Consider the following 10,837-nt stretch of genomic DNA (forward strand, 5'->3'; position numbering starts at 1 on the left):
GCCCTGGTGCGGCCCACCACAGGTACCCTCATGTTTCGCAGCTTGCGCCGCCCCGTGCTGTTGGTCCTGATCGCCGCCGCGCTCATCGCGATCGGCTACTGGAACATCCTGCCGCAGCGCTTCGTCGATGCTCCGGCCTCGTCGACCCCGCAAGACAGCGCCATCGACGGCTACGCCCTCAATACCCGGACGATCCAGTATCGCCTGGATGGCAAGATCCAGTACGAACTCAAGGCCGAGCGCAGCGAACACGTCAAGGCGACCGACGTCACCCTGGTGACCCGCCCCGACATGCTGGCCTTTCGCGGTACCGACTATCCCTGGCACATTCGCAGTGCCCGCGCCGAGGTCGCCCCCGGTGGCAGTCAGGCGGAGCTGATCGATGACGTACGCGTCGAGCGTACCGATGAGAAAGGCCGCCCAGTGGTGTTGACCACCACCCGCATGACCGTCTTTCCTGACAAACAATATGCGCAAACCGAGCAAGCCGTTAGAATCGAGGCCGCCAATGGGGTGACCACGGCCAATGGCATGAAAGCGTATCTAGAAGACGGCAGAATGCTCCTGCTGTCCAACGTAAGAGGCCAGCATGAGGTTCGTTAAAACCCTCCCCTTCCTGTTCACCCTCGGCGCCACCCTTGGCAGTGCCGCGGCTTGGGCCCTGCCGACCGATCGCACCCAGCCGATCCGCGTGCAGGCCGACAGCGCCGAGCTCGACGACAAGCAGGGCGTGGCCGTGTACCGCGGAGACGTGGTCATCACCCAGGGCAGCATGAAGATCACCGGCAATACGGTGACCCTGACCCAGGACAACCAGGGCAACATCAAGGTCGCCACCGCAGTGGGCAAGCCGGCCTACTACGAGCAGAAGCCTTCGGCGGACAAGGACATCGTCAAGGCCTATGGTCTGACCATCCAGTATTTCGCCCAGGAAAATCGCATCATCCTGATCGACCAGGCCAAGGTGGTCCAACAGGGCAACACCTTCGAAGGCGAGAAGATCGTCTACGACACCCAGCGCCAGATCGTCAATGCCGGTCGTGCCAATGGCAGCAAGGTCACCACGCCGCGGCCGCGGATCGACATGGTCATCCAGCCCAAGGATCAGCAGCAGTCGGGGCAGGGACAATGACGGTTACGCTCAAAGCCCAGCATCTGGCCAAGAGCTACAAGGGTCGTCAGGTCGTTCGCGACGTCAGCGTCAGCATCGACAGCGGTCAGATCGTCGGCCTGCTCGGCCCGAACGGCGCCGGCAAGACCACCTGCTTCTACATGATCGTCGGCCTGGTCAAGGCCGATCAGGGCCGCGTGCTGATCGACGAGCAGGATGTCACCGCCCTGCCCATGCACGGTCGTGCCCGCGCCGGGATCGGTTACCTGCCGCAGGAAGCCTCGATCTTTCGCAAGCTGACCGTGGCCGACAACATCCTCGGCATCCTGGAAACCCGCAAGGACCTGGACAAGGCCGGTCGTCTGCGCGAGCTGGAAAGCCTGTTGCAGGAATTCCACATCACCCATATCCGCGACAACCGCGGCATGAGCCTGTCGGGTGGCGAGCGTCGCCGTGTCGAGATCGCCCGCGCCCTGGCCACCGCGCCCAAGTTCATCCTGCTGGACGAACCCTTCGCCGGTGTGGACCCTATCTCGGTGGGTGACATCAAGCAGATCATCCGCCACCTCAAGGCCAAGGGTATCGGTGTGCTCATCACCGACCACAACGTGCGGGAAACCCTGACCATCTGCGAAACGGCCTACATCGTCAACGATGGCCAGCTCATCGCCGAGGGTACCGCCGAAGAAGTCCTCGCCAACGACCTGGTGAAGGAAGTCTATCTGGGCCACGAATTCCGCCTCTAGGCAAACCCGGGGAAACAAGGCATATAATTTGCTAACGCTCGCAGGGTTCGCGAGGTTCGGTGGCGCTGTTCGCGTCGGTAGACAAGGTGTATTTCCGCAGCCATGAAACCATCGCTAGTCCTCAAGATGGGCCAGCAGCTGACGATGACGCCGCAGCTGCAACAAGCCATACGTCTGCTCCAGCTCTCGACGCTCGACTTGCAGCAGGAGATCCAGGAAGCCCTGGAATCCAATCCGATGCTGGAACGCCAGGAAGAAGGCGAAGACTTCGACCAGAGCGAAGCCTCGGGCGAAGGCGATGAGAGCTCAGGCTCCGGCACCATGGAAACCACCTTCAAGGAAACCTCGGTCGCCACCAACGAGATGGCCGACGAATCCGAGTGGAGCGAGCGCATCCCCAGCGACAGCGAGCTGCCGGTCGATACCGCCTGGGAAGACATCTACCAGACCAGCGCCAGCAGCCTGCCCAGCAATGACGACGACGAGTGGGACTTCACCACCCGTACCTCCGCCGGCGAGAGCCTGCAGACCCACCTGCTCTGGCAGTTGAACCTGGCGCCCATGTCGGATCTCGACCGCCTGATCGCCCTGGCGATCATCGACGGCATCGACACCGACGGCTATCTGCAGGAAAGCCTGGAAGACATCCATGCCTCCCTCGACCCCGAGCTGGAAGTCGATCTCGACGAGGTCGAGGTGGTGCTCAGACGCGTCCAGCAATTCGAGCCCGCCGGCGTCGCCGCGCGCAACTTGCGCGAATGCCTGCTGATCCAGCTGGCCCAGCTGCCCGCCACCCTGCCCCTGCTCGGCGAAGCCAAGCGCCTGGTTGGCGACTACCTGGATCTGCTCGGCAGCCGTGACTATGCGCAGTTGATGCGGCGCATGAAGATCAAGGAAGACGAGCTCAAGCCGATCATCGAGCTGATCCAGACCCTGCACCCGCGTCCCGGCTCGCAGATCGAATCCGGCGAAGCCGAATACGTGGTGCCGGACGTCATCGTGCGCAAGCACAACGAGCGTTGGCTGGTGGAGCTCAATCAGGAAGCCGTACCGCGCCTGCGGGTCAATCCCCAGTACGCCGGTTTCGTCAAACGCGCCGACAGCAGCGCCGACAACACCTACATGCGCAACCAGCTCCAGGAAGCGCGCTGGTTCATCAAGAGCCTGCAGAGCCGCAACGAGACCCTGATGAAGGTGGCGACCCAGATCGTCGAGCACCAGCGGGGTTTTCTCGAATATGGCGAAGAGGCCATGAAGCCGTTGGTCCTGCACGACATCGCCGAGGCGGTGGGCATGCACGAGTCGACCATCTCTCGGGTGACCACCCAGAAATTCATGCACACTCCGCGTGGCATCTACGAACTCAAGTACTTCTTCTCCAGCCACGTCAGCACCGCCGAGGGCGGCGAATGCTCCTCCACCGCGATCCGCGCGATCATCAAGAAATTGGTGGCGGCGGAAAACGCGAAAAAGCCGTTGAGTGACAGCAAGATCGCTGGTTTACTGGAATCGCAAGGTATACAAGTCGCTCGTCGCACGGTGGCTAAGTATCGGGAATCCCTGGGTATCGCTCCGTCCAGCGAACGCAAGCGTCTCCTATGACGCGTCCTGATGTGTGACCGTGCCTCGATCGACCCGTGTCATGTCGGCGAGCAGCTTCGCCGATCGCAGCCCGGCAATAAGGAGAAGCGGTATGCAAGTCAACATCAGTGGCCATCAGCTTGAAGTGACGGAAGCCCTGCGTGACTACATCGGCGAGAAACTCGCCCGCCTCGAACGGCACTTCGATCGCATCACCAACGTCCAGGTCATCCTGGAAGTGGACAAGCTCAAGCAAAAGGCCGAAGCCACCCTGCACGTCTCCGGCGCTGCGGTGGTCGCCAACGCCGAGCACGACGACATGTATGCCGCCATCGATCTCCTGGCCGACAAGCTCGACCGCCAACTGATTAAACACAAGGAAAAATCGATCGAACGCCAGCAGGGCATTGGCGTCCGCTGAGGTTCGATCGCCGCTTTATGATCAAACTCGAAAACATCCTGACCCCCGGCCGTACCCAGACGGGTGCGCCGGGTGGCAGCAAAGCCGCCGTATTGGAACGCATCGCCGAGCTGGCCGCGCAGGAACTGCCCGGCCATGATGCGGCGCACATCCATGAATGCCTGATGGCGCGCGAACGCCTGGGCTCCACTGGGTTCGGCAATGGCATCGCCATTCCCCACTGCCGCCTGGCGGGTCTGCAGCAACCGCTGTGCGTACTCTTCCACCTGCAGCAGCCGGTGGACTTCGATTCCCTGGACGGCGCCCCGGTAGACCTGGTGTTCGTCCTGCTGGTCCCGGAAGCGGCCACCGAACAACACCTCACCCTGCTACGCCAGATCGCCGGCATCCTGGATCGCGCCGACATCCGCGACCGACTGCGCAAGGCCAAGGACAGCCAGGCGCTCTATCAGATCGTCGTCGAGGCCCAGAGCGGACACTGACATGCACCTCATCATCGTGAGCGGACGTTCCGGGTCGGGCAAGAGTACGGCGCTCAACGTGCTTGAGGACAATGGCTTCTATTGCATCGACAACCTGCCGGCCAGTCTGCTACCCGAGCTGGCCCAGCACGCCCTGACCGACATGGAGCGGCCCCAGCCCAAGGTCGCCCTGTCCATCGATGCACGCAACCTGCCCAGCCAGTTGCAGCGCTTTCCCGAATTGCTCGAACAGGTACGCAGCCGCAACATCCGCTGTGACATCCTCTATCTGGATGCCGATGACCAGACGCTGCTCAAGCGCTTTTCCGAGACGCGCCGCCGGCATCCGCTATCCAACCAGGAAAGATCCCTGGCCGAGGCCATTCACGACGAACAGGTGCTGCTGTCGCCCATCGCCGATCTGTCCGACCTGAAGATCGATACCACCCACCTGAATCTCTATCAGCTGCGCGACATCCTCAAGTTGCGCCTGCTGAACGCGCCGGAGCCGGGTACCGCCTACCTGGTCGAGTCCTTTGGCTTCAAGCGCGGCCTGCCGGTGGATGCCGACATGGTCTTCGATGTGCGCTTCCTGCCCAATCCCTATTGGAAACCGGACCTGCGCGACTTTTCCGGACTGGACGCCCCGGTGCGGGAGTATCTCGAGCAACAGCCCGAGGTAGAGACCCTGTACAATGACATCCGCGATTACCTGGTGAAGTGGCTGCCGCGTTTCGCCGCCAACAACAGGTCCTATGTGACCGTGGCCATCGGCTGTACCGGTGGTCATCACCGTTCGGTCTATCTGGCCGATCGCCTGGGTCGCGAACTCAAAGACCTGCTCAAGAACGTCCAGATTCGTCACCGCGATCTTTGACGCCCGTTTCGTTTCGACAAGGACAGACTCAATGCCTGCCCAACAGATCACCATCATCAACAAGCTGGGTCTGCACGCCCGTGCCGCCGCCAAGTTCGTCGGCGTGGCTGGCCGCTATCCCGCCAGCGTTCGCGTCGGCCGTAGTGGCGAGCCGCCAGTCGATGGCAAGAGCATCATGGCGGTCATGATGCTGGCCGCCGGCAAGGGCACGGTGCTGCAACTGGAAACCGAAGGTGAACAGAGCGACGAGGCCATGCGCGCCCTGATCGAGCTGATCAACAATTACTTCGACGAGGGTGAGTGATAAGCACCCTGCTCCAGCCGTATCCCATAAAAAAAGCCGCCCGAGGGCGGCTTTTTTTATGGGGCGTCAACTCAGGCGTTCAGCGCCGCTTCGTAGCGACGGGACACTTCCGGCCAGTTGATGACGTTGAAGAAGGCGCCGATGTAGTCGGGACGACGGTTCTGGTAGCGCAGGTAGTAGGCGTGCTCCCAGACGTCCAGGCCGAGGATCGGGGTATTGCCGGTCATCAGCGGGCTGTCCTGGTTGCCGGTGCTCTCGACCACCAGCTTCTTCTCGGGGGTGACGCTCAGCCAGGCCCAGCCGCTGCCGAAGCGGGTCAGGGCCGCCTTGGTGAAGGCTTCCTTGAAGGCATCGAAGCCACCCAGCTGGGACTCGATGGCTTCGGCCAGGGCGCCTTCGGGCTTGCCGCCGGCGTTGGGGGCCATCACGGTCCAGAACAGGCTGTGGTTGGCATGGCCGCCACCGTTGTTCTGCACGGCGCCGCGCTTGTCCTGGGGCAGCTTGTCCAGTTGACGAACCACGTCTTCGGCCGACAGGTTGGCGAACTCGGTGCCTTCCAGCGCCGCGTTCAGGTTGTTGATGTAGGTCTGGTGATGCTTGGTATGGTGGATTTCCATGGTCTGGGCATCGACGTGCGGTTCCAGCGCGTCGTAGGCGTAGGGCAGCTGAGGCAGAGTATGCGGCATGCGGATTGTCTCCATGGTGGCTTTGGTATGGACCCAGCGCCCGAGGGCGCCGGGGAGTACGGCAGATGCGCGAGGGCGCATCCTGTGAAGCCTGGGCCGTCCGGTCAACGGATTCGACCGCACGGCTATGTCCTAGTGCATTGCTAGGATACTAACGAGTAACGGGGTGGGCTGTCTCCCGTTCGACGGGATTTTCCTCATCGCGACAACTCCAACCGCAGTTCTAGCTGCCCGCCAGGGTCATGCCGTCGATCAGCACCGAGCCGGTGCGTAGACTGCCGCGGCGTTCCACGTCGCTGCCCACGGCCAGGATCTGGCGGAACATGTCGCCGAGGCGACCGGCGATGGTGACCTCCTGGACCGGAAACTGGATCTCGCCATTCTCGATCCAGAAGCCACCGGCACCTCGGGAGTAGTCGCCGGTGACCAGGTTGGTGCCCTGCCCCATCATTTCCGTGACCAGAAAGCCCGTGCCCATCTGCCGGATCAGCTCGGCCTGGTCGGCCGTGCCATGACTGACGTGGAGATTGTGCACGCCACCGGCGTTGGCGGTGCTCTGCATGCCCAGCTTGCGCGCGGAATAGCTGCCGAGCACATAGGACACCAGCTGGCCGTTCTCGACGAAGGGCTTGGCGTAGGTGGCCAGGCCTTCGCCATCGAAGGCGGCACTGCCCAGGGCGCGCGGCAGGTGCGGCCGCTCGTCAAGGGTCAGCCAGTCGGGAAACACCTGCTGACCCAGGGCGCCTTCGAGGAAGGACGACTTGCGATAGAGGTTGCCACCAGAAATGGCGGCGAGAAAGGTGCCGAACAGGCCGGCGGCCATTTCCGGGGAAAACAGCACCGGGACCTTGGCGGTGGGCACCGGCCTGGCACCCAGGCGACTCACGGCACGCTCGGCGGCGCGGCGACCGATCTCCTCGGCGCTCATCAGCTCGCTGCCGATGCGGTTGACGTCGTAGTAGTAGTCGCGCTGCATGGCCTCGCCGCTGCCGGCGATCATCACGCAGCTCAGGCTGTGCCGGGTGCTGGCGTAGCCGCCGACGAAACCGTGGCTGTTGCCGTAGACCCGGCAGCTCTGGTGGGTATTGAGGGTGGTACCGTCGGCATTGCCGATGCGGCTGTCGGCGGCATAGGCGGCCGCTTCACAGGCCAGGGCCTGCTCAATGGCCTGCTCTGGAGTAATGTCCCAGGGATGATAGAGGTCGAGATCGGGCAGCTCGCCGCGTGCCATCAATTCGGCATCCGCCAGGCCCGCGCAGGGATCCTCCGAGGTGTGCTTGGCGATGGCCAGGGCCGCGGCCACGGTTTCGCGGATCGCCTCGGGGCCGGTGGCGGAGGTACTGGCCGAGCCCTTGCGCTGACCGGCATAGAGGGTGATGCCGAAGCCCTGGTCACGATTGAATTCGACCGTTTCCACCTCGCCCTTGCGGACCGAGGTGGACAGGCCCTGGTCGACCGAGACGGCCACTTCACCGGCACTGGCGCCCTGGCGCCGGGCCTCGGCCAGGATGGCCTCGACCTGTTCGCGCAATTCGGGGAGCGCGGCGGGACCCACGGCGGCGTTGCGATTCATGACGTTCTCCTTACGGACGGCGCCGGCCAGGCCGGACAACCGTGCGGCAACTCGTTATGATGGCGCCCATTCTTAGCTGGACCCCATAGTTCATGGTTGATTCTTACGACGACGACGCGCCGCTGGGCGAAAAGAGCAAGACGCAGGTCAAGCGCGAGCTGCACGCGCTGCAGGAGCTGGGCGAGCGCCTGGCCGGGCTGCCGGCCGAGCAGCTGGACCGCCTGCCGCTGACCGATCCGCTGCGCAAGGCCCTGGCCGAGGCGCCCAAGCACAAGACCCACATTGCGCGCAAACGGCATGTCCAGTACCTGGGCAAGCTGATGCGCGACCAGGACCTGGAAGCGATCCTGGCGCTGGCCGACCAGATGGACACTTCGACGCGGCAGTACAACGAGCGCTTCCACGCCCTGGAGCGCTGGCGTGACCGCTTGATCGCCGAGGGCGACCAGGCGCTGGAGGCCTTCGTGGCGCTGTATCCGGAAACCGATCGCCAGCATCTGCGCGGCCTGGTGCGCCATGCCCAGCACGAGGCGGCGCACAACAAGCCGCCCGCGGCGGCGCGCAAGGTCTTCAAGTACATCCGCACCCTCGACGAAACCCAGCGCGGTCTGCGCTAGGTTTCTGTCCGCTACGGCTACGGCCGGTGCCCGCATCAGGCGCCGGTGCCGCCCACGGTGATGGCGTCGATCTTCAGCGTCGGCTGACCCACGCCCACCGGCAGTGACTGGCCGTCCTTGCCACAGGTCCCTACCCCCGCATCCAGCGCCAGGTCGTTGCCGACCATGGACACGCGGTTCATGACCTCGGGTCCGTTGCCGATCAGGGTGGCGCCCTTCACCGGACGACCGAGCTTGCCGTTCTCGATCAGGTAGGCCTCGTTGGTGGTGAAGACGAACTTGCCACTGGTAATGTCCACCTGACCGCCACCCAGGCTGGCGCAATAGATGCCCTTCTCCACCGAGGCGATGATCTCGGCCGGATCGCTCTGGCCGGCGAGCATGTAGGTGTTGGTCATGCGCGGCATGGGCAGGTGGGCATAGGACTCGCGGCGACCATTGCCGGTGGGCGCCACGCCCATCAGCCGGGCGTTGAGCTTGTCCTGCATGTAGCCCTTGAGGATGCCGTTCTCGATCAGCACGTTGTAGTCGCTGGGCGTGCCCTCGTCGTCGATGGACAGGGAGCCACGGCGATCCGGCAGGGTGCCGTCGTCGACGATGGTGCACAGCGACGAGGCTACCTGGCGCCCGAGCTGGCCGCTGTAGTTGGAGCTGCCCTTGCGGTTGAAATCGCCTTCCAGGCCATGGCCGACCGCTTCGTGCAGCAGCACGCCGGACCAGCCGGCGCCCAGCACCACCGGCAGGGTACCGGCCGGGGCCGCGGTGGCCTCCAGATTGACCAGCGCCTGGCGGACCGCTTCGCGGGCATAGCCCAGGGCGCGGTCGTCACGCTGGAAGTAACGATAGTTGCAGCGACCACCACCACCGCTGTTGCCGCGCTCGCGGCGGCCGTTCTGCTCGACGATGACGCTGACGCCCAGGCGCACCAGCGGGCGCACATCGGCGGCGAGGGTGCCGTCGACCGCGGCCACCAGAGTGCGCTCCCAGACCCCGGCCAGGCTGATGGTGACCTGCTGGATGCGCGGATCCAGGGCGCGGGTGGCCTCGTCCAGCTGCTTCAGGAAGGTGACCTTGGTAGCGCGATCCAGCACATCGAGGGGATTGTCCTGGCCATAGAGGCGCTGCGCGGGTTCTACCGCACGAAATGCCTGGACCTGGCCCTCGACGCCGCTACGGGAGATGGAACGCGCGGCTTGGGCGGCCAGATCCAGGGCCTCGCCGGTAATGGCGTTGCTGTAGGCGAAGCCGGTCTTCTCGCCGGACAGCGCCCGCACCCCGACGCCCTGGTCGAGGTGGAAGCCGCCTTCCTTGACGATGCCGTCTTCCAGCAGCCAGGACTCGGAGACGATGCTCTGGAAATACAGGTCGGCGGCGTCGATGCCGGGCCCGGCCAGACGCTGCAGCACGGGTTGCAGATCGTCCACCGCGAGTCCGCCGGGACCCAGCAGGGCCGAGCCGACGCTATTCAGGTAATCACTCATGGAAACTCCAGACGACGCCAACAGGGGCGTCGGAACGATGAAGGGGTCGCGAGCTGGCCTCTAGCCTACTCGCGGACGTCTCGGGTCCCTGATGCAAAAGACCAATGGCCGTCATTGCCGTTCGGCCAGGCGCGCCGGTGCGAAGCGGCGGTGCTGGGTAACGGGCATCCGCCGCCGCAACTCGGCCTGGCGCTCGGCATCGCGTTCGATGAGCAGCACCGCCTCGCCGCTGGCCTGGACGGCCAGGATCTCGCCCCAGGGATCCACGGCCATGGCGTGGCCCCAGGTCGTGCGGCCATTGGCGTGGACACCGCCCTGGGCGGCGCCCAGCAGATAGCTCTGGGTCTCCACCGCCCGGGCGCGCAGCAGCAGCTCCCAGTGGGCCTGGCCGGTCGGCACGGTAAAGGCCGAGGGGGCGCTGATCAGCTCCGCACCGGCAGCGCGCAGGGCGCCGTAGAGTTCGGGAAAGCGCAGGTCGTAGCAGACGGTCAGGCCCAGGCGGCCGACCGGGGTATCCACCACCGTGAGGGTTTCACCGGCGGCATAGTGATCGGATTCGCGATAGCTGCCCTGGCTGTCGCTGACGTCGGCATCGAAGAGGTGCAACTTGTCGTAGCGGGCGATGCGCTGTCCCCGGTCGTCATACAGCAGCGAGCAGGCACAGGGCTTGCCTTCGGTGGCGCCGTCGGGCAGCAGCGGCAGGGTGCCGGCGAGCAGCCAGAGGCCTCGTTCACGCGCCTGGCTGGACAGCCAGGGCAGGATCTCACCCTCGCCGAGCGCCTCCGCTCGGGCCAGTTCGGCGGGAGCCGAATGGCCGATGGCGACGAAGTTTTCCGGCAGCACCGCCAGTTGCGCACCCGCGTTGGCGGCGCGTTCGAGCAGTCGCTCGGCAGCGCGCAGATTGGCCGCCACCGCGGGGCCGCTGACCATCTGCAGGATGGCTATGGACATGCAGGCACTCCAGAAGGAAGCGTCCATC

The 10,837-nt window shown here is 64.6% G+C and carries 13 protein-coding genes; 9 read left to right on the forward strand and 4 right to left on the reverse strand.

Annotated features, from left to right (window positions below):
- Positions 1 to 30: 30 nt before the first annotated feature.
- From lptC to AX284_RS04205, 8 genes are all read left to right on the forward strand, one after another.
- Positions 31 to 603 carry an LPS export ABC transporter periplasmic protein LptC gene (lptC, locus tag AX284_RS04170; RefSeq protein ID WP_007159515.1) on the forward strand — a complete coding sequence of 191 codons (573 nt, stop codon included), beginning with the start codon at positions 31 to 33 and terminating at the stop codon, positions 601 to 603.
- Positions 590 to 1,132 (forward strand): lipopolysaccharide transport periplasmic protein LptA, encoded by a 543-nt coding sequence (lptA, locus tag AX284_RS04175; protein ID WP_017640055.1) that lies wholly within the window; start codon positions 590 to 592, stop codon positions 1,130 to 1,132. Before lptC ends, lptA begins: the two co-directional genes overlap by 14 nt.
- Positions 1,129 to 1,857, forward strand: a complete 729-nt coding sequence (gene lptB, locus AX284_RS04180; protein WP_068383734.1) for an LPS export ABC transporter ATP-binding protein — start codon at positions 1,129 to 1,131, stop codon at positions 1,855 to 1,857. The genes lptA and lptB overlap by 4 nt, the downstream gene beginning before the upstream one ends.
- A gap of 102 nt (positions 1,858 to 1,959) precedes the next feature.
- Positions 1,960 to 3,459, forward strand: coding sequence for an RNA polymerase factor sigma-54 (locus tag AX284_RS04185; RefSeq protein WP_026083728.1), 1,500 nt, complete (start codon positions 1,960 to 1,962; stop codon positions 3,457 to 3,459).
- 91 nt (positions 3,460 to 3,550) lie between these two features.
- Positions 3,551 to 3,859: a ribosome hibernation-promoting factor, HPF/YfiA family gene (gene hpf / locus AX284_RS04190; RefSeq protein WP_017640052.1), complete on the forward strand. Its 309-nt coding sequence runs from the start codon at positions 3,551 to 3,553 to the stop codon at positions 3,857 to 3,859.
- Positions 3,860 to 3,876: 17 nt separating this feature from the next.
- Positions 3,877 to 4,341, forward strand: a complete 465-nt coding sequence (gene ptsN / locus AX284_RS04195; RefSeq protein WP_017640051.1) for a PTS IIA-like nitrogen regulatory protein PtsN — start codon at positions 3,877 to 3,879, stop codon at positions 4,339 to 4,341.
- 1 nt (position 4,342) lies between these two features.
- Positions 4,343 to 5,197 (forward strand): RNase adapter RapZ, encoded by an 855-nt coding sequence (gene rapZ, locus AX284_RS04200; RefSeq protein WP_017640050.1) that lies wholly within the window; start codon positions 4,343 to 4,345, stop codon positions 5,195 to 5,197.
- A gap of 31 nt (positions 5,198 to 5,228) precedes the next feature.
- On the forward strand, positions 5,229 to 5,501 hold the full coding sequence (locus tag AX284_RS04205; RefSeq protein ID WP_059314022.1) for an HPr family phosphocarrier protein: 273 nt from the start codon (positions 5,229 to 5,231) through the stop codon (positions 5,499 to 5,501).
- A gap of 71 nt (positions 5,502 to 5,572) precedes the next feature.
- Here the strand turns inward: AX284_RS04205 and AX284_RS04210 are convergent, their stop codons facing one another.
- Together AX284_RS04210 and pmbA are read right to left on the reverse strand one after the other, a co-directional pair.
- Entirely contained in the window at positions 5,573 to 6,187 is a 615-nt protein-coding gene (locus tag AX284_RS04210; RefSeq protein ID WP_017642374.1) for a superoxide dismutase, read from the reverse strand.
- Positions 6,188 to 6,410: 223 nt separating this feature from the next.
- Positions 6,411 to 7,760: a metalloprotease PmbA gene (gene pmbA, locus AX284_RS04215; protein WP_017642375.1), complete on the reverse strand. Its 1,350-nt coding sequence runs from the start codon at positions 7,758 to 7,760 to the stop codon at positions 6,411 to 6,413.
- 92 nt (positions 7,761 to 7,852) lie between these two features.
- Here pmbA and yjgA point away from each other — a divergent pair, with 92 nt between their 5' ends.
- Positions 7,853 to 8,377 carry a ribosome biogenesis factor YjgA gene (gene yjgA / locus AX284_RS04220; protein WP_017642376.1) on the forward strand — a complete coding sequence of 175 codons (525 nt, stop codon included), beginning with the start codon at positions 7,853 to 7,855 and terminating at the stop codon, positions 8,375 to 8,377.
- Between the two features lie 35 nt (positions 8,378 to 8,412).
- On the opposite strand, the gene tldD is transcribed toward yjgA, so the two are convergent.
- The gene (gene tldD / locus AX284_RS04225) at positions 8,413 to 9,858 is read right to left on the reverse strand and encodes a metalloprotease TldD (protein WP_068383735.1); all 1,446 of its coding nucleotides are present in this window, start codon (positions 9,856 to 9,858) and stop codon (positions 8,413 to 8,415) included.
- A 111-nt stretch (positions 9,859 to 9,969) separates the two neighbouring features.
- Positions 9,970 to 10,809, reverse strand: a complete 840-nt coding sequence (locus tag AX284_RS04230) for a carbon-nitrogen hydrolase family protein (protein ID WP_068383736.1) — start codon at positions 10,807 to 10,809, stop codon at positions 9,970 to 9,972.
- Between the last annotated feature and the right edge of the window lie 28 nt (positions 10,810 to 10,837).

The organism is Pseudomonas sp. HUK17 (genome assembly GCF_001566765.1).